This window comes from Mucilaginibacter sp. McL0603 (genome assembly GCF_049992945.1).
Lineage (GTDB): Bacteria > Bacteroidota > Bacteroidia > Sphingobacteriales > Sphingobacteriaceae > Mucilaginibacter.
In genome coordinates, this window is sequence record NZ_CP188251.1 from 3,112,433 (window position 1) to 3,133,655 (window position 21,223).

The 21,223-nt window shown below is 42.6% G+C and carries 7 protein-coding genes; 4 read left to right on the forward strand and 3 right to left on the reverse strand.

Annotated features, from left to right (window positions below; translation table 11 throughout):
- The first annotated feature begins 74 nt into the window (after positions 1–74).
- The 4 genes from ACPPVU_RS14350 (at position 75) to ACPPVU_RS14365 (ending at position 6,952) form a co-directional block, all read left to right on the forward strand.
- Positions 75–1,427: a TolC family protein gene (locus tag ACPPVU_RS14350; protein WP_426667202.1), complete on the forward strand. Its 1,353-nt coding sequence runs from the start codon at positions 75–77 to the stop codon at positions 1,425–1,427.
- A 26-nt stretch (positions 1,428–1,453) separates the two neighbouring features.
- A complete protein-coding gene (locus ACPPVU_RS14355; protein WP_426667203.1) occupies positions 1,454–2,566 on the forward strand; it encodes an efflux RND transporter periplasmic adaptor subunit in 1,113 nt (370 codons plus the stop codon).
- A 21-nt stretch (positions 2,567–2,587) separates the two neighbouring features.
- Positions 2,588–6,010 carry an efflux RND transporter permease subunit gene (locus tag ACPPVU_RS14360; RefSeq protein ID WP_426667204.1) on the forward strand — a complete coding sequence of 1,141 codons (3,423 nt, stop codon included), beginning with the start codon at positions 2,588–2,590 and terminating at the stop codon, positions 6,008–6,010.
- 321 nt (positions 6,011–6,331) lie between these two features.
- A complete protein-coding gene (locus ACPPVU_RS14365; RefSeq protein ID WP_426667205.1) occupies positions 6,332–6,952 on the forward strand; it encodes a TetR/AcrR family transcriptional regulator in 621 nt (206 codons plus the stop codon).
- 204 nt (positions 6,953–7,156) lie between these two features.
- Here ACPPVU_RS14365 and ACPPVU_RS14370 read toward each other — a convergent pair whose 3' ends face one another.
- The 3 genes from ACPPVU_RS14370 to ACPPVU_RS14380 all read right to left on the reverse strand — a co-directional run bounded on the left by ACPPVU_RS14370 (position 7,157) and on the right by ACPPVU_RS14380 (position 21,107).
- Positions 7,157–7,564 carry an OsmC family protein gene (locus tag ACPPVU_RS14370; protein WP_426667206.1) on the reverse strand — a complete coding sequence of 136 codons (408 nt, stop codon included), beginning with the start codon at positions 7,562–7,564 and terminating at the stop codon, positions 7,157–7,159.
- A 107-nt stretch (positions 7,565–7,671) separates the two neighbouring features.
- Positions 7,672–8,709, reverse strand: coding sequence for a PorP/SprF family type IX secretion system membrane protein (locus tag ACPPVU_RS14375; RefSeq protein WP_426667207.1), 1,038 nt, complete (start codon positions 8,707–8,709; stop codon positions 7,672–7,674).
- A gap of 8 nt (positions 8,710–8,717) precedes the next feature.
- The gene (locus ACPPVU_RS14380) at positions 8,718–21,107 is read right to left on the reverse strand and encodes a PKD-like domain-containing protein (protein ID WP_426667208.1); all 12,390 of its coding nucleotides are present in this window, start codon (positions 21,105–21,107) and stop codon (positions 8,718–8,720) included.
- Positions 21,108–21,223: the final 116 nt, after the last annotated feature.

A 21,223-nucleotide genomic window follows, 5' to 3' on the forward strand; every position in this document is an offset into this window, starting at 1 on the left:
CTGTCACAAAGAAATTGAATTTTGTACAGCAATAAGAAAAACAAACGAATTAAACCACCACACAATATATAAATATGAAGAATATATTTTTACTAACGTTGTTTTTGTCGGGTCTGGCTTTTAATAGCCTGGCACAGCAGGCAACACCACAAACTACACCGGCTGATTTTTCTGTAGCCGATTGTATAAATTACGCTTACGCCCATCAGAATGATGTAATCAATGCAAATCTCGATGTTAAGAGCGCTGAATATCATATAAAGGAGATTATAGGACAAGGCTATCCGCAAATAAGCGGATCGGCAAATTTTCAGGATTATTTGAAAATACCAACCACATTGATACCCGGCGAGTTTTTTGGATTACCTTCCGGTTCATTCAAACAAGTTCAATTTTCAGTTCAATATCAATCCAACTTAGGTGTAAATGTAAACCAGATCATTTTTGATCCTAATTATATTGTTGGTTTACAGGCGCGCAAGACTTACAAAGAACTTTATGTACGCAGTTATACCCGCTCAAAAATAGAAGTAAACGTAAATGTTACTAAAGCGTACTATCAAGTATTAGTTAATGCAGAAGCATTAAAATTACTCCAGGCAGATATTGATCAACTTAAACAACAATTGGATGAAACTGCAGCAAGAAATCAGCAAGGCTTTGTTGAAAAGATTGATGTGGACCGTATAACCTATCAATATAATTCTTTAGTAACCAGCAGGGAAAATGCTATTCGTCTCTTAGCTTTAAACTATCAGGTGCTTAAGTTTCAAATGGGCATGCCAATTGAAAATAATCTGACTCTAAAGGATAAGCTAGACGATGTCCAATTGGATGTAAGTTCAGCTGATGCAGTTAATGATACCACTGTTTATCGTAACCGTATTGAATATGACTTATTAGAGACTCAAAAAAGGTTAAATGAATATGACTTAAAAAGTAAAAAAGGACAGTTCTTACCAAAGCTGTCCGCTAATGGAAATTATGCTTCATCTTATCAAAGCAATGGTTTTAGTGATCTTTATAGGAAAAATTTTCCATCACTTTATGTAGGGCTTACTTTAAGTGTTCCAATTTTTACGGGGGGGCAACATCTTAACCAGGTAAGACAATCAGAAATAACAGTTCTGAAATCACAAAACGATATTTATAATATAAAGAATTCGATTAATCTTCAAATTACTGAGGCCAGGGTTTCATTTGTAAATGGCTTGCAAACATTAAACGACCAGAAAAAAAACAGAGCATTAGCAGCAGAAGTGCTTCGGGTTTCTAAAATTAAGTATCAGCAGGGAGTTGGATCGAGTATAGAAGTTACTCAAGCCCAAACTGCTGTTGAGGATGCTGATAATCAATATATACAAGGTTTATACAATGCACTTTTAAGTAAGGTTGACCTTGATCAGGCATACGGAAGAATTAAATAAATCAATCACAACACAGATATAAGAATATGAAAAAACTATTATACATACCGGCAATATTATTACTTGCAGCCTGCAGTCAGCCGAAAGGAAAAGATGCAAAAATAGCTGAATTGGCTAAATTGAAATCCCAACAAGCCGACCTTAACTCTCAAATAGCAAAATTACAGGCCGAGGTAGGAACACAGGATTCTGTTAAAAGCACCCTGGTAAATGTACAGGAAATAAAACCCGGCAATTTTACTAATTATGTGCAACTGCAGGGTAGGATAGATGCACAGGATAACGTGGTTGCTTACCCGCAGGCTTCAGGCTCAATTACTGCATTGCATGTTAAGGCGGGTGATCGTGTAAGCAAAGGCCAGGTATTGGCACAATTAGATAACAGTGTTTTGCTGCAAAATATTGGACAAGCACAGGCACAGGCTAATCTGGCTCAAACAGTTTATCAACGCCAAAAGAACCTTTGGGATCAAAAAATAGGTACTGAAGTACAATACCTGCAGGCAAAAAGCAATTTCGAATCAGCTGAAAAACAAGTAGCTTCGTTAAAACAGCAATCTGACTTATACCGTATTGTTTCACCAATAAGCGGATCAGTTGACCAGATGGATCTGAAATTGGGACAAATCGCTTCACCGGGAGCAACGGGCATACGCATAGTTAATGCAGATGTTTTAAAGATCAAAGCTGACGTACCTGAATCTTACGCAAGCAGCGTTAGGTTGGGTGATAATGTAAAAGTTGTTGTTCCTGATGCCAATGATTCATTGATGGCTAAAGTAACATTTGCTGCAAAAGTAATTGATCAGGCATCACGCAGTTTTGGGATCGAGATCAAACTACCTTTACGCAAAACATTACGTCCTAATATGACAGCCGTTATAAAAGTTGCTAACTATACCAATAAGGGTGCCATTGTGATCCCGCTGAATTCAGTACAGAGATCAGAAACAGGCAATTATGTTTTTGTTAATCAAAATGGTACTGCTAAGAAAAAGAATGTTAAATTAGGTGTTACTTATGGTGGACAGATCGAAATTTTATCTGGCTTAACCAATGGCGATCAGCTAATTACCGCAGGAGGCAGCGAAGTTCAGGATGGCGACAAAATAAAGGTTTCACAATCTTCAGCTAATTAATTCATCTAAAATTGATCGGATATGAAAGATCTCGAAAAGGAATTTAAGCCCTCAAGCTGGGCAATCGATAATAAAACAGCAGTATACGTAATTATATTTTTAATTACTGTGCTTGGCTTGTTAAGCTATAACAGGTTGCCAAAGGAGAATTTTCCAGATATAGCGCAATCCAAAGTTTTTATAACTACTGCTTATGGAGGGCAATCACCTCAAAATATTGAAACACTGGTTACCAAACAGATCGAAAAGCAATTAAAATCGCTTAAAGGCTTAAAAAAGGTCACCTCAAATACACAACAGAATGTTTCAATCATTACAGCGGAATTTAACGCTAATATTGATATTAAAGATGCAAAGAGGGATGTAAAGGAAGCTGTAGACAAAGCTAAGCAGGACCTGCCTCAAAATGATAATCAGTTAAAGGAATCTGTAATTTCTGATATAAATGTAGCTGACTTGCCTATATTATATATCAATATTTCTGGTGATTATGATCTGAAGAAATTAAAGGAATACGCTGATAACCTGAAAGACGATATCGAAGCCATGAGGGAAATATCCAAAGTGGACGAAGTGGGTGCTTTAAAGCCTAATATACAGATCAATGTCGATCTGAATAAAATGACAGCGGCCCAGGTAAGTTATGATGATATTATAAATGACATAGGCAAAGAAAACGTTATATCCTCTGCGGGGAATATAAAAACAGATGGTATACAGCGGGCCATAGATATAAAAGAAGACTTTAAAAATGCAGATGAGGTGGCGGCAATGGTGATCAGGAACCCGCAGGGGAAAGCGGTTTACCTGCGTGACATTGCGGTTGTAAAAGATGGTTTTCAGGATCAGGAAAGTTATGCTCGTTTAAAAACAAATGATAACAGGGACTTTAAAAATGTTATTACTTTAAATGTCAGCAAAAGATCAGGCGAAAACCTGATTGAAGCTTCTGATAAAATAAACTCCTTAATAGCGCAAAAGCAAAAAACGGTATTCCCTAAAGGATTAAACATTACCGTAACTGGTGACCAGTCTGACAAAACACGTACAACCCTTAATGACTTGATCAATACAATAGTTATCGGCTTTATACTGGTAACTATTATTCTGATGTTTTTTATGGGTAGCACTAACGCCATATTTGTGGCGCTTTCTGTTCCGCTATCATGTTTTATAGCCTTCCTGATAATGCCGGTGATAGGTTTTACACTAAACATGATCGTTCTGTTTTCCTTCTTACTCGCATTGGGCATTGTAGTGGACGATGCCATTGTGGTGATAGAAAACACACATCGAATATTTAGAAATGGTGCAGTGCCAATTAAACAGGCTGCCAAAATAGCCGCTGGTGAAGTATTTATGCCCGTATTTTCAGGGACCATGACGACGCTGGCACCATTTGTACCATTAGCTTTCTGGAACAGTTTGATTGGCCATTTCATGTTCTTCCTGCCGATCACATTAATCATTACTTTACTTGCCTCGTTGGTTGTTGCTTATATTATGAATCCTGTTTTCGCAGTTGATTTTATGAAGCCACATCACGAAGGTGAGCACGACAATCCGAGATTCGACCGTAAGGTGGTTCGCTCACTTATATTCCTGGCTATTTTCACAGCATTGGGATATTGGATAAATGTAGGCGTGGGTAATTTTGTAGTATTTGCAGCTTTCCTGTACCTATTAAACCATTTCTTTCTTTTACGAATCATTGACAGGTTTCAGAAGAATGCCTGGCCACGTTTTCAGACTTGGTACGCCAGGTGGCTTGAACGCGCCGTACATTCGCCATACTGGGTTTTAACGGGCATCGTAGTTTTGTTTATATTCACTATTGGTTTCACAGTTGCCCGTAGTCCTAAAGTGGAATTTTTCCCGGCGGGTGATCCCAACTTTACCTACGTGTATGTGACCATGCCAATTGGTACTGATCAGGCTTATACCAATGAAGTAGTTAAAAAACTCGAAAAAAAGGTGGCTGATGTCGTTGAGCCGGATAAGGATATTGTATCATCCATTATTTCCAACGTTTCTATTGGTGTAACCGATCCTACAGATGAGGACCAGGGTACTTATTATAATAAAGGTAAAATAACCGTAGCGTTTGTAGAGTTTGGCAAACGTAACGGTAAGGACACCAAAAAGGTGATGGAAAGGATACGTCAATCTGTTCAGGGTGTTCCGGGAGTTAAAATCTCAGTAGCGCAAGAGAACGCAGGACCACCCGTTCAAAAAGATATTAGTATTGAATTGATTGGTGATAACCTGGATACATTGGTAAATACTACCGATAGGCTAAAAAAATACATCGAAAAGCAAAATATTGCAGGTATAGAATTATTGGTGCCCGATGTACAGAGTGATAAGCCTGAAATCGTGTTTGATGTTGACAGAGAACGTGCCAACCGCGAAGGCATAACAACAGCCCAGATAAACTCTGCTTTATTTACCTCTATATATGGCTATAAAGCATCCGATTTCAGAAATACGAAAGAAGACAATTATGAAATAGACGTGCGTGCACAGGAAGATCAGCGTAATAATATCGATGCACTTCGCAATTTAAAGATCACTTATCGCGATTTGGCTACTGGTGGCTCTATACGACAAGTACCTATTTCTGCTTTTACTGATATAAGGTATACCAATACATATGCCAATATTAAGCATAAGCAATCAAGACGCGTAATTACACTAGGCTCTAATGTTTTGAAATCAAGTAACGTCAATGATGTGAATGCAGGCATAGCACAAGCGATTAAGGATTTTAAGACACCAGAAGGCGTAAGCATCCATATGGGTGGTGGCCAGGAAGATCAGGCAGAAGCTGCAACGTTCCTCGGTACCGCATTGTTAATATCATTTGGATTGATCCTGATCATTTTGATGACACAATTCAACTCAATAGGTAAAACCTTTATTATCCTGAGCGAAATTTTCTTTAGTATAATAGGCGTATTTTTAGGATTGAGCATATTCCACATGACTATCTCAATTGTAATGACCGGTGTAGGTATTATAGCGCTAGCAGGCGTAGTAGTGCGAAACGGTATCTTACTGGTTGAATTTACCGATATGCTGATAGAGCAGGGGGCAAGCTTACATGATGCGGTAGTTGAAGCTGCACGTACACGTATGACACCTGTATTATTAACTGCTACTGCTGCCATGCTGGGTCTGATCCCATTGGCTGTTGGTTTTAATATCGATTTTGCAGGGCTGTTCAGTTCATTTAAACCACATATCTATTTTGGTGGAGACAACGTTGCCTTCTGGGGACCGTTATCATGGACAATGATATTCGGGTTGGGTTTTGCAACCGTTATAACACTGATACTTGTACCGTGTATGTATATCATCCGGGTTCGTATAAAATCAAGCCTATTCCATAAAAAGGAAACGGTTGAAGAAGTAAAAGAACTGGAAGTTAGCGATATGGCATAAAATATATAATAAAATTTGCAAAGCCGTTCTGTCATATACACAGAGCGGCTTTTTTGCTTCTGAATTTTCCTGGAATTCATTCATAAAAACTAATGTTGCTATAGCAGGTTATTAAGATATGAAAGTAAGTCGGCATCAGTTATACAAACTATAAGTATCGGAATATTGGCAGGCAGCCATTCAACATCGGCGCCAGCCATAGCTTTTCACTAATTTTAAGCGTAAATATGACATTATTATGTATAGAATTTTTGATAGATTTGTTAAAAAAGTCAGGAATTAGCCCTAAGTACTACAGGTAATTAAGTCATATTATAAGAAATGAGCTCAGGAAACGATCAACAGGATATAAAAAGGGAAAAGATTTTAGAGGCGGCTTATCAACAGTTTTTACATTATGGCTATTCAAAAACAACCATGAATGAGATAGCAGGATCGCTATCAATGTCCAAAGCTTTGCTGTATTATTATTTTCCTGATAAAAGTGAATTGTACATTGCTGTCACCCGCAAACTAGCTAATGAATATCTTAAATCATTAGAAGACAAAATACCGCAATTTGATGATTTGAAAGAAGCATTTGTATTCCAGATCGATACGCATCATAATTTTATACTTAACAATTATAATTTTTTTGACTATATCCGCCTTAATGAGCAAAATATGCCCGATATGATATGGGAAATAGTTGACCATATCCGCCAATCAGAAATGGACTTATTGGGAAATGCAATTAAAGCTGAAGCTGCACGCGGTAAAATAAAACTAGTAGATAATGCCCGCGAAATTGTTGACCTTATGCTGGATGCTCTGCATGGTGTAAGAGTCGGATCTGCCGGTTATAATAAAAAGAATAGCTTTCCGAGGAAAGAGCACCTGGAAGAAATTCACAAGAAACGCCTGATGCTGATCGATATATTTATTAAAGGTTTAATGCACTGACCTACTGTCACATCGAGGTCAAAAAGCAGAGTGTTTTAATTTAACAATAAATTAATTTGGTATATTTGACTAATTAATTTAGTTGGTCAATACTATATTCTCCAAATATATTTATTAAAGATACTTCTTAATTTAGAGGTGATTGTTTTAGAGTGATTGAAGCATCCGGATATATACCCGGATGCTTTTTTGTTAACATATTATTTATTGTAAACTGGTATCAATAATAATTTCCCCTGTTAACATTTTATGAATAGGACAGGCGTCAGCTATTTGTACCAGTCGTCTTTTTTGCTCTTCAGATAGCTCGCCTTTAAAGCCCAGCTGTTTTTCTATTACTGTAGCACCATCAACTTCAAATAATTGCAGGTCCACGGTTATATCATCAACAGCCCACATCTTTCGGTCAATGTACATTCTTAAGGTAATTGCTGTACAACTGCCAAGGCTTGCTAACAACAGTCCCTGGGGATGCGGACCTTCATTCATCCCCCCAATAGTAATAGGCTCGTCCGAAATTAGCGTATGGTTGTCAATTTTTACAACGGTACGGTAATGTGATCTGCCAATTTGTGCTTGCACACTTGTTACCGGTTCTTTTATATTTTCCATTTCAGCACAAAGATACGGCAAGTGCGGTGTTCAGAAAACATTCCTGTCAATATTCAACAAGATGAACGATTTCCGGCACATTTTTGTAAAGCAGGAATATAAGTTAATTAATAAAACTCATAACAACGGTGTGCTCCCTCAAAACGTGGTGGATCATTATTACCGTTTGAAGGTAACGTAGTCTCATATCCAAGGCTACCTTCTGTACTGCCTGCTGTATTGCCATAAGTAAGGCCTTGCACAGCTGAATCGTGGCTAACTCCAAAACGGAATTTTTCGGCACCATCTCTATTAACAAATATATCAAATATCAGAGACAGCACTAAAGCACTCGGGCCGGTTTCAGCACCACTGCGATAAGATACACCTACATTTACACCACGTCGTTTATATTGTACCCCAACACTATAGGAATCAAAATTCGACTGTTTGTAAAAAACTACTGAGGGTATTACATAAGTTTTATCGTCATCGTCCATATTGTCCATGCTGTTAAGATCCAACCGGTAACTCACATGAGTGTTAATACGCATAGGTAATTTATCAGGCATGCCTGTAAATGATTCGTTGGGTTGATTAATATGTTGAACGGCGGCACCGATATTAAAATCACCAATAGCCAGGTTGGTGCCTACGCCTGTGTCAAAATAAAATTTATTATTAAAAGGCAAGTCTCCGGCATTAGAGGATCCGGGAATAATACCAAGCGTTGGATCGATCTGATTCGCAAAAATCAACTTGCCATAGTCTATCGTGCGGTTAGTCATCCCGGCTTGCAATCCAAACGACAAAACAAAATCCTCTGAACCTACACTGTAGGAGTAAAGGGCTGAAAAATTTGTTTTATCAAGATACGCAGTTCCTTCGCTGCCACGGGTAAACAAAAGGCCGATACCTCCACCTAACCTGGGTATATTATAGTCTATTGACCCGGTGAAATAGGATAGCGGCCCTGGTACATTTGTCCATTGGTTACGATAGATCAAGTCTACCCGCAGATCGGCCTTAAATTGGCCGGTAAGTGCAGGGTTAAGATATAATGGCGAGTTAAAGAATTCGGAATAAAGATGATCCTGCGCAAAGCTTGTTATACTTTTCAATAATATCATTAAAAACAACACCCACCTCATAACCAAATTTTTCATTGTTTATTCTATTTTAATAGATGTATTACTCCCACTGCCCTTGGCGCTTCTTTACCAAATGACATCCCTTTCCACTCTTGTCCGTTCAATAATGTCGCTGATATCTGCCATACATAAACGCCCTGTTCTACAAGTACGCCTTTGTAAGTACCATCCCATCCTTCAACTGGTGATCCGTTACTGTCGAGCTTAGTCGACTCCCAGATCATCTGGCCAAAATTGTTAAATATCTGCATGTGCCATGTTTTAAGGCCGAAACCTTTAGCCATAAACACTTTCAGGTCCTTCTTTGAACTGGATGGTATAAACGCATTTGGTAAAAATAAGTTACCATGAAATTTAATCTCGATAACCTGTGTTGTAATACCAGCGCAGGTAGTGCCTGGGGTAGTTGCCGTCAAAGCAACCGTAAATGGTGATTTGGTGAAATCAAAATGATGCAATGAAGGTACATAAGCATTCTCTTTTACCGAACCATCCCCAAAATCCCAACTGTATAATAATGATGACGCCGGTATGTTCTCTGCATTAGGCGTGGTATTGGTAAATGTTACATTGTATTGATCATCAATAGTATACGTAAAGCTCGGTTTTGGAACGGGATAAACAGTAAATTCCTTTAATGCGGATACCGGTGCATCGCCGCAACCCTCATTACCTGCTGTAAGTGATACATAATAAATTCCGGTTGCAGGAGGGATATATTCTGTATCAGCTGTACCGCCGGGGATTGTAGCTATAGGATTCTTATTAGAATCATAGACAATAATGGTAGCCTTCTCCCCACCTGTGGAAATATTCTGGAAAGTTACCGGGCTACCTAAACAAACCGAATTTACACCACCTTTGATCTGCACTCCTGAAACCACTAATGAAGGTGATGCTGGTATGTTCACAGGAACTGTACGGCTTTGGTTACCGCATTGATCCGTAGCAATCATATAAACCGTATATACAGTCGGTTGGGTTGGAACGATGGGCTGGAATACGGCATCCTCGTTATCAGGATAGCTTAGATGCTGTACAATGGCGTTATTTTCGTCCAACAGGTAGAAATCATATTTTACGTTATTACCTGGTGATAAATTCCTGGCGGTTACTGTAAAAGTTCCGCACGCGTTTGCCTGCACGGGCAAAATTGCCGCTACCGGCGTCTGCGGGCTTACCGTTATCTTGTCGACAAAAGGAGCCTGTGATCCGCAATTACTTGCAGGAGTCATTGTGATAGTATAAGTTTTTTCAGTTCCATCACTTGAAGGCTGAAAAGTATGAGGCGGTGGATTTATTGCGGTAATGGTAGATGTCCCATCCCCGAAATTCCATACAAATAAGCCTACCGGTGCCGGGGTTGAGGTGTTTGTAAACGTTACTACAGTAGGACCGCAACCATGGCTCGTATTCATTGTAAAGCTTGGAACAACGTCCGTATGTAGACCAATATTAATACTTGAACTTGTATTAGCGCATGGAGGTAAACCATAAATTGTCCATTGAAAAGTATAGATATTGTCACCTGATAGTCCGGTAACCTGTGTCGAATAGTTTGATGGATCTACAATATTCACAGCAGGACCGGCAGTCTGTGTCCAGGTACCGCTAAATGCTCCCGGGTCATTCCCAGTTAATGTAATTGCAGTTTGGTTACAAACATTGAAATCCTGACCGGCCTGGGCAATTGGAGTTGGAGGGTTTACAGTTATAATAGTAGGAGCTGACGGTACATCTTTACAAGAAGTACCGTTATGTAAAAATGCCCTATACTGTGTTGTTCTTGTCAAATTTGAATAAGACTGAGTATTAGTTGAGTTAGCAATAGGCTGCCATGAAGCACCATTGTCAATTGATGATTCCCACCGCACAATAGTGCCAAACTGACCTGTTAGTAGAATTTGTCCACTATTGGATCCCCAACAAACTGTAGCAGCGCCTGATGTTGTACCTCCAAGAGGAGCCTGGTCAATAGTAATTGTTACCACACCACTACTCGGCGGACATGCAGCTGTATTTGTAATGACCCATTTAAATTGATAAATACTGCCCGGTATCAATCCGCTTACTGTCGCATTCGGATTGGTATCATCAGAAAAGGTAGCACCGGCCGGACCTTGTACAACCGTCCACTTACCTGTTCCTGGTGCAGGGTTATTGGCATGCAGTGTATAAGAAGTTACGCTGCAAACCACATCGTCAGGGCCGGGGATAGAGGTTACAGGCGGAGGATCAACTGTTATGGTTGTTGCAGTTGAAGTAGCGTAATCACAAACAGCACCGTTTTGCAGAACTGCCCTGAATTGTGTAGTCTGTGTCAAATCAGCGAAATGTTGGGTGATACTGGTATTAGCTATCGGTTGCCAGGTACTATTATCAATTGAAAACTCCCAACGCACTATAGTTCCGAATTGCCCTGAAAGGGTAATTTGGCCCGAGTTGTTTCCAGAGCACACTTCGGCAGGGCTTGATGTCGTTCCTCCTATTGGCGCCTTATCAACCTTAATGGTCGCAATGTCAGTACTTGGAGGGCAAGTAGCAGTGCCTGTTATTGCCCACTCAAACTGGTAAACATTTCCTGGTATTAACCCGCTTACTGTGGCAAGCGGATTAGTTGCATCCGAGAAAGTAGCGCCAGTGGGACCACTGACAACTGTCCATGTACCTGTGCCAGGTGCAGGGTTATTACCATGAAGGTTATAACTGGTCACACTACAAACTTCGTCATCAGGACCCGCATCAGCGTCAATCGGCGGAGGATCAACTGTTATAGTAGTTGCCGTTGAAGCCACATCGTCACAAGTAGCGCTGTTATGCAACATAGCCCGGTATTGAGTGGTGTGAATCAAATTTATATAAGGCTGAGTAGTACCGGTGTTAGCGATATCCTGCCAGCTTCTACCATTATCAATTGAAAATTCCCAGCGTACTACACTACCAAATTGACCGTTAAGTTTTATTTGGCCTGCGTTTCCGCCATAACACACCTCCGCAGGACTGGAGGTTGTTCCGCCAATCGGCATTTTATCTATAGTTATAGTAACTATATCGGTACTTGGAGGACATGCAGCAGTTCCTGTGATCGACCACTGAAACTGATAAACACTTCCGGGTATCAGCCCGCTTACAATGGCCGCCGGATTAGTTACATCCGAGAATGTAACACCTGCAGGGCCACCAACAATGCTCCATTTACCTGTTCCAACTGCAGGGCTATTGCCATTAAGCGTATAGGTAGTAACACTACAAACTTCAGCGTCAACGCCTGCATCAGCTGCTACCGGAAGTGGGTCAACGGTTATTGTTGTTGGAGTTGAAGCCGCATCGGCACAAGTTGTGCTATTATGTAATATAGCCCTGTACGAAGTAGTTTTGGTCAGATTTAAATAAGGTTGTGTAATATTAGTATTAGCAATTGGCTGCCATTGACCTCCAATGGCCTGCGATTCCCAGCGTACAACAGTACCAAACTGCCCTGAAAGTGTGATCAGTCCGCTATTGCTTCCGGAGCAAACTTCAGCAGGAGTAGAGGTTGTTCCTCCAATTGGTGCTTTATCTATGGTTATAGTAACTATATCGGTACTTGGAGGACATACGGCAGTTCCTGTGATCGACCACTGGAACTGATAAACATTCCCTGGTATTAACCCGCTAACTATAGCATTTGGTTTGGTGGCATCCAGGAAAGTCGCGCCTGCAGGGCCCCCAACAATAGTCCATTGGCCTGTTCCGGTTCCAGGGCTATTGCCATTAAGCGTATAGGTAGTAACATTACAAACTTCAGCGTCAACGCCTGCAACAGCTGCAATCGGTGGAGGATCAACAGTAATTGTGGTTGCAGTCGAAGTTACGTCAGGGCAGGTGGCGCTATTATGTAAAACGGCCCTGTATTGAGTTGTTTGTGTTAGATTTACGTAAGATTGCGTGTTGTTAGTATTGGCAATGGGCTGCCATGGACCTCCGGCGACCTGCGATTCCCAGCGTAAAATGTTACCAAATTGACCTGTAAGTTTAATCTGTCCGCCATTGCTGCCGGCACATACTTCAGCAGGGCCGGATGTTGTTCCTCCTACCGGAGGCTGATCAATCGCAATGGTAACTATACTGCTGCTTGGGGGGCATGTGGCCGCACCTGTGATAGTCCATTTAAACTGGTAAACATTTCCGGGTATCAGGCCGGTTAATATAGCACTTGGATTGGTTGCATCGGAAAGAACAACCCCAGGCGGGCCGGTGACAATTGTCCATAAACCGGTTCCATATGCGGGCGTATTACCATGAAGTGTATAAGTTGTTACATTACAAACTTCGTCACCGGCACCTGCATCAGCGATAGTCGGCGGAGTATCAACTGTTATCGTAGTTGCAGTTGAAGTTACATCGTCACAAACATTACCGTTATGTAAAACGGCCCTGTACGCGGTGGTTTGTGTTAAATTTAAATAAGATTGTGTATTGCTTGTATTTGCAATAGGCACCCAGCTAGCTGGGGTAGCCGGGATAGTGGTCGATGATTCCCAGCGAACTATAGTACCAAACTGTCCGGCAAGTGTTATCTTACCGCTATTACTGCCTGAACACACTTCAGCTGGCGCCGAAGTTGTTCCGCCTATCGGCGCACTATCAATTGTAATTGTTACAATATCTGTGCTCGGAGGGCAAAAAGCTGAGCCTGTTATCGACCATTTAAACTGGTAAACGTTACCCGGTATCAATCCGCTTACAGTAGCAGCGGGATCCGTTGCATCTGAGAAAGTGGCGCCGACGGGGCCCGTAACCTCAGTCCAATTACCTGTTCCCGGTGCCGGGCTATTCCCATTAAGCTTATAACTGGTTACGCTACAAACTTCATCATCAGTTCCTGCAACAGCGGTAGTCGGAGGAGGATCAACTGTTATGGTAGTTGCAGTTGAAGTTACATCGTCACAAACATTGCCGTTATGTAAAACAGCCCTGTACTGGGTAGTTTGTGTTAAATTCAGATAAAGCAGTGTAGTGATGTTATTAGCAATGGGCTGCCATGGACCTCCGTTGACCGACGATTCCCAGCGCGCTATCGTACCAAACTGTCCGGCAAGTGTTATCCTACCGCTGTTACTGCCTGAACACACTTCAGCCGGTGCCGAAGTTGTTCCGCCTATTGGCGCCTTATCAACCGTAACAGTTACAATATCTGTGCTCGGAGGGCAAAAAGCTGAACCCGTGATGGTCCATCCAAACTGGTAAACGTTCCCCGGTATCAACCCGCTTACAGTAGCAGCGGGATCCGTAGCATCTGAGAAAGTGGCGCCGACGGGGCCCGTAACCACAGTCCATTTACCTGTTCCCGGTACCGGGCTATTCCCGTTAAGCTTATAACTGGTTACGCTACAAACTTCATCATCAGTTCCTGCAATAGCGGTAGTCGGAGGAGTATCAACTGTTATGGTTGTGGCAGTTGAAGTTACATCGTCACAAATATTGCCGTTATGTAAAACAGCCCTGTACTGGGTGGTTTGTGTTAAATTCTGGTAAGACTGTGTTGTACTGTTATTAGCAATGGGAAGCCATGAACCTCCGGCGACCTGCGATTCCCAGCGTAATATGCTGCCAAATTGGCCCGAGAGTTTTATCTGACCGCCGTTAGCGCCTGAACACACTTCAGCCGGTGCTGAAGTTGTTCCGCCTATCGGTGCCTTATCAATTGTAATAGTTACCATATCTGTGCTTGGAGAGCAAAAAGCTGAGCCTGTAATGGTCCATCTAAACTGGTAAACGTTCCCCGGTATCAATCCGCTTACAGTAGCAGCGGGATCCGTAGCATCTGAGAAAGTGACGGCGGCAGGGGCTGTAACCACAGTCCATTTACCTGTTCCCGGTGCCGGGTTATTCCCGTTAAGCTTATAACTGGTTACGCTACAAACTTCATCATCAGTTCCTGCATTAGCGGTAGTCGGAGGAGGATCAACTGTTATCGTTGTGGCAGTTGAAGTTACATCGTCACAAGTAGTGCTGTTATGTAAAACAGCCCTGTACTGGGTAGTTTGTGTTAAATTCTGGTAAGACTGTGTTGAACTGGTATTAGCAATGGGCAGCCAGCTAGCTGCGGTAGCCGGGAAAGTGGTCGATGATTCCCAGCGCACGATATTACCAAACTGTCCTGAAAGTTTAATCTGACCGCCGTTACTGCCTGAACACACTTCAGCCGGTGCTGAAGTTGTTCCACCTATTGGTACCCTATCAATTTTAATCGTTATAATATCTGTGCTCGGAGCGCAAAAAGCTGAGCCAGTGATAGACCATCTAAACTGGTAAACGTTTCCTGGTATCAACCCGCTTACAGTAGCAGCGGGATCCGTAGCATCTGAGAAAGTGACGGCGGCAGGGCCTGTAATCATAGTCCATTTACCTGTTCCCGGTGCCGGGCTATTCCCGTTAAGCTTATAACTGGTTACGCTACAAACTTCATCATCAGTTCCTGCATCAGCATCAACCGGTGGAGGATCTACAGTTATTGTAGTAACTGTTGAATTTACATCGTCACAAGTAGCTCCATTATGCACAACAGCTCTATATGATGTTGTTTGGGTTAGATTTAAGTAAGACTGTGTGGTGCCGGTATTGGAGATTGGCAGCCAGGAACCACCACTAACTGATGATTCCCAACGAACTACGGTGCCTAATTGGCCGGTAAGTTTTATCTGACCACCATTGCCGGTGGCGCACACTTCGGCAGGGCTCGAAGTTGTTCCTCCTATTGGTGCCTGGTCAATAGTAATGTTAACCGTATTGCTGTTTGGAGGACAGACAGAAGTAGACGAACTGGTAATTGTCCATTTAAACTGGTAAACATTTCCTGGTATCAATCCGCTTACTATAGGATTTGGATTAGTATCGTCTGAGAAAGTAGCGCCTGCAGGCCCTTGTGTAATAGTCCATTTACCTGTTCCAGGTGACGGGCTATTACCATTAAGATTATAAGTAGTAACATTACAAACTTCATCATTAGGGCCAGGATTAGATGCTACAGGCAACGGATCAACAGTCACTATAGTCGGTGCCGTAAATGCATCAGGGCAGGTATTACTATTATGTAATACAGCCCGGTATTCTGTAGTTTGACTTAAGTTGGTGAATGTTTGTATAGCAGTTCCATTACTTATGGCCTGCCATGTCTTACCATTATCAACTGATGATTCCCAACGGAATATAGTACCGAATTGTCCGGTAAGGGTTAAAGTACCACCGTTGCTACCGAAACAAACTTCAGCAGGGTTTGCAGTTATAATTCCGGCTACCGGAGCTTTGTCAATCGTAATTGTTACAGTACTGCTGGTAGATGGACAAGAAGGTGAAGTGGTGATGGTCCACGTGAATTGATAAATGCTTCCTGGTATTAATCCGTTTGCAATAGCATTTGGATTTGTGGCATCTGAAAAAGTAACACCTGCAGGGCCGTTAACCGTCCATTTTCCCGTCCCAGAGGCAGGGTTATTACCCTGTAAGGCGTAGCTTGTAACATTACAAACTTCATTATTAGTGCCTGCGATTGCCGGACTTGGTAATGGAGCCACGGTAATAGTGGTTACTGATGAAGGTACATCAGCACAAGTGCTGCTGTTATGTAAAATTGCCCTGTACTGGGTGGTTTGTGTTAAATTTAAATAAGATAGTGTACTGCTTGTATTTGCAATAGGCACCCAGCTAGCTGGGGTAGCTGGGATAGTGGTCGATGATTCCCAGCGAACAATAGTACCAAACTGCCCCGAAAGTGCGATCTGCCCTGCATTACCGCTAATACAAACCGTCGCATCGCTGGAAGTCGTTCCGCCTACCGGTGCTTTATCAATGGTAATCGTTACAGTATTGCTGTTTGATGGACAAGCCGGTGAGCCGGTGATGGTCCATGTGAATTGATAAATACCGGGGATTAATCCATTTGCAATAGCATTGGGATTCGTGGCATCTGAAAAAGTAACACCAGCCGGACCGGTAACGGTCCATTTACCAGTTCCGGGCGCTGGGTTGTTACCATGAAGGGTATAGCTGGTAACACTACAAACCTCATCGTTAGAGCCGGCGCTAGATGTTACAGGCAGTGGCACAACGGTTATGGTAGTAGGAGCCGAAGGTACATCCGGGCATACACCATTATGGACAAAAGCCCTGTATTGAGTAGTTTGTGTTATATTTAAATAGGGTTGTATAGTGCTGGTATTGGCAATAGGCAGCCAGTTGGCTCCGTTGTTAATTGATGATTCCCAGCGCGTTACGGTACCAAACTGGCTGGCCAGGACGACCTGTCCGCTATTGGCACCTATACAAACGGTCGCCGGGGCCGATGTTGTTCCGCCTATTGGTGATTTATCAACAGTAATATTTACCACATTGCTGCTGGGTGAACAAGAAGGTGAACCGGTAATGGTCCATTGGAATTGATAAATATTTCCGGGGATAAGCCCGCTTACAGTTGCGGTCGGACTGGTGGCATTTGAGAAAGATGATCCCGCCGGACCGCTTACTACTGTCCACAAACCGGTTCCGGGTGATGGGTTGTTACCTTGTAAAGTATATGTTGTAGACGCACAAATCTCAGCATCCAAGCCTGGTTTAGATGTTACCGGCAATGGCTGAACAGTAATAGTAGTAGGCGCCGAAGTTACATCAGGACATACACCATTATGCAATACGGCCCTATATATGGTAGTTTGCGTTAAATTTAAATATGGCTGGGTAGTACCTGTATTTGCAATAGGCACCCAGCTAGCCGGGGTAGCTGGGATAGTTGTCGATGATTCCCAGCGAACAACTGTACCAAATTGGCTTGCAAGCGTAATTGTCCCGCTATTGGAACCTGTACAAACAGTAGCCGGACTTGAGGTTGTTCCACCTATTGGTGATTTATCAATAGTAATATTTACCGAATTGCTGTTGGGTGGACAAGTAGAAGAGCTGGTAATAGTCCATGTGAATTGATAAGCACCTCCTCCGGGGATCAATCCGCTTACAACTGCATTTGGATTCGTGGCATCTGAAAAAGTAACACCAGCTGGCCCCCCGGTAACGGTCCATTTACCAGTTCCGGGTGCCGGGTTGTTACCTTGTAAAGTATACGTTGTAGACGCACAAACCTCAGCATCAGGGCCTGCGTTAGACACAACAGTCAATGGCAAAACGGTAATAGTGGTAGGCGCCGAAGTTACATCAGGGCATACACCATTATGCAATACGGCCCTATATATGGTGGTTTGTGTTAAATTTAAATAAGATTGTGTATTGCTTGTATTTGCAATAGGCACCCAGCTAGCTGGGGTAGCCGGGATAGTGGTCGATGATTCCCAGCGAACAACAGTACCAAACTGGCTGGCAAGTGTAATTGTTCCACTATTACCACCTGAACAAACGATCGCATCAGTTGAGGTAGTTCCACCAATAGGTGATTTATCAACCTGGATTTTTACTACATCACTCTTTGATGCACATAGCGGTGAACCGGTAATGGTCCATGTGAATTGATAAATACCTCCGGGGATCATCCCGCTTACTGTCGCAGTTGGACTGGTGGCATCTGAAAAAGACGTACCGGCAGGACCACTTGAAACGGTCCATAAACCGGTTCCGGGAGTGGGGCTATTACCGTTTAAAGTGTAGGTGGTTGATGCACAAATCTCTGCATCAGAACCTGCACTAGGTGTTTTAGGCGTTGGCTCAACAATTATGTTGACAGTAGCCGGCGTTCCGGGACAAGTTCCATTATAAGGGGTAATGGTATAGGTAACAGTTCCGGCTGTTAATGCACTGTTTACTAATGTATTATTTATGCTACTGGTAAGCAAAGGAGTAACCTGATTGGTATTCCCTGTTATACCAGCTGATGCCGTACTGGTCCATGTATAGGTGGTGCCGGCAACGTTTGATGACAATGTAACAGTTCCATTTCCGGCCACGCCACTACAAACGGGTGATGGAGCAGTAGCAGTTATTACCGGCAAGGGATGTACAGTAACCCTCAACATGAACGGAATACCCGGGCATGAATTATATGTGGGCAGGATTGTGTAGGTTACCACAGCATCAGACGTAGTGGTGTTGATCAATACATCATTTATTTTATTTCCACTCCCTGATGCAGTAAAACCTGTCGCTGTTCCTGATGTTAAAACGGAAGTCCATGCAAAGGTTGTACCTGGTAAATTTGCCGTTATAGTATAATTCAAGGGCGTACCGGAACAGATAGGCGCGGTAGGAAGACTGGTAATTTTAGCTATAGGGGTAATGGTAATAACAACCTGACTGGTTATAGTATTACATGGGCTTGTAGAAGTAACCGTTAATGTCAACGTAGCGCTGCCCGCTGTAATTTCGGCAGTAGAAGGCTGATAAGTGGGATTTAAAGCCGTAATACTTGAAAAAGTTCCTCCGCCCGCACTGCTCCACACATGACTTAATATTGTACCAGATACAACTCCGGCTAAAGTAACCGTTGGCGCAGGGCTTGCGCAAACGGTTTGTGGAGGACCGGCACTAACTAAAGGCGGCTGGATAAAAGTTAGTTGTTGTGTTGCAAAAACAGTACCACACGAATTTGTATGTGTTACTTTAACGGTATAGGTGTCATAGGCCGTAAATGTTATCTGAGGATATTGACTGCTCGCACTCGTCCCGCCCGCAAAACTGTAAGTCGCTCCGCCAGCGGCTGGTGTTACAGTCCAGGCGTAGGTATCTGTTGCAGGTATTCCGTTTAATGTTGTCTTGGTACTTGAACCGGCTGTTGCATCAAAGGTCAATGTTTGATTTTTCCCGCAAAATGACACGTTGGCCGATAATACTGCAGTAGGGGCCGGCTGAACGACAATCGTTTTTTGTGTTGTTTTCGCACCGCAGCTGCTTGCTATACTTAATGTTACGGTATAAGTGCCTGCTGCCGTAAAATTAAATTGTGGCTGAAAACTGTTTTTATTTGTGCCGCCTGAAAAAGTAAAGGTGTTAGGAATTGCAGACCATGTGTATGCAGGGGTACTGCAGGTATTATCTACTGTAGATGTATTGGTAACCGTCACCGGCATACTGGTGATACATACAGGGCTTGGTATGGTGAACGCCGGTGTCGGTGGATTTTCAAGACAGATGGTTTTTATAGCATCCGGTGCCGAACAATAAGGGGTATTTGGATCTACAGGGGCATCTGCATGAAGTAGTATGGTATGGGTGCCATGCGCTGTAGTTGCCGGTATAGTAAAAGAGACGCCAAGCTTTACACCGCTGAGCACCTTAACCCCGTCAAAATACCAGTCATATAACGCATTCGGGTTCTGTAAATTACAATTAGTCTGGGTGGCGGTACTGTAATCTGGCCCCGGCTTGGAATTATTCGGCACGGTGATCGCTGTACCTACACAGCCAACGGCCGGTAAACCAAAGTCAACCGTTGGTGTAATAATCACCTTTGCAGTAGTGGTAGAGGGAGCAGTTATATTAGTGCAATATGGGGTAGAAGGCTGACATACCACTTGTAGTGGGGTTGCCGAGCCGCAGGTGGGGGCAGTATAGTCATGCGATAATAAACCGTTAGCTTGAAGAATATCACAATAGGTAAAAACACTGGTTGTTCCATCCCCCCAGGTTACTGTGTACAATGTACCCGGATAGTTGTTGTTTATACCTATAGCCCCCGTAAAGGACATTCCAAAAGTAAGTGTCGCTTTGCCACCTGTCGGCAAACAAGTAAAAGGCTGGCCAACCGGACTAAACGGGTTAAGCAAGTTATTGTTAATAAGTTGGTAGTCGTAGGTACCTACTATACCGCTGCCGTTAACAGATTTGGCAGTAATAGTGTAATTGGACTTAGTGGGCGTAAATTGATACCCGGTTATTGGAATGGCAACATTGGTGCCTTCATTCCCCCCCGTGGTTTCATTGTGAAAGCTGGCGGTTGTACCGCTGGAGGCTGACAAAATGGTATAAGGTGAAAGTGTACCAACGCATCGTCCGAATACATTTGGTGCTACGGTTTCGGTTGATGAAAGAGAAGCAGTTACACCGCCGACGGCACTTATTTTAAAAGCTGCTGATACGGTACTGGTTACAGCCGGGCTGGAAGATTTTACCTCCACCCTATAACCGGTGCCTGCGGCTATGCCAGTGGGTATGACACCATTCACAAAACCGGCATAAAAGCCGCTATAAGTTCCTATTGCAGTGCCCGGTGAAAAATTACCTGAAGCATCTGATAAATAAAGAGTGAATGTATTAGCTTGAGTAATACAGCCTCCCGTAACATTGACATTTATCGGGACAGCAATGGATGATTGCCAGCCATACGGGCCAGGATCAACGGTTCCAACGGTTATTGTTTGAGCAAATGTATCCGCTAATATAAATAGAGTGAATACTGCTAATAAGAATAAGCGTTTTGTGTAGGTTTTAGTCATCAATACTCCCTGATTTAGTGAAAGGGTTTTATCTGATAATTAATTCATGTACTTACAAAATCTGCTTTGAAAGCAGAATGTATTATAAATGAACTTCATCCCTTTTACGAATAGAG

Coding starts and splice junctions, on each gene's coding strand:
- ACPPVU_RS14350 (WP_426667202.1), top strand. CDS start 75: ATGAAGAATATATTTTTACTAACGTTGTTTTTGTCGGGTCTGGCTTTT.
- ACPPVU_RS14355 (WP_426667203.1), top strand. CDS start 1,454: ATGAAAAAACTATTATACATACCGGCAATATTATTACTTGCAGCCTGC.
- ACPPVU_RS14360 (WP_426667204.1), top strand. CDS start 2,588: ATGAAAGATCTCGAAAAGGAATTTAAGCCCTCAAGCTGGGCAATCGAT.
- ACPPVU_RS14365 (WP_426667205.1), top strand. CDS start 6,332: ATGAGCTCAGGAAACGATCAACAGGATATAAAAAGGGAAAAGATTTTA.
- ACPPVU_RS14370 (WP_426667206.1), bottom strand. CDS start 7,564: ATGGAAAATATAAAAGAACCGGTAACAAGTGTGCAAGCACAAATTGGC.
- ACPPVU_RS14375 (WP_426667207.1), bottom strand. CDS start 8,709: ATGAAAAATTTGGTTATGAGGTGGGTGTTGTTTTTAATGATATTATTG.
- ACPPVU_RS14380 (WP_426667208.1), bottom strand. CDS start 21,107: ATGACTAAAACCTACACAAAACGCTTATTCTTATTAGCAGTATTCACT.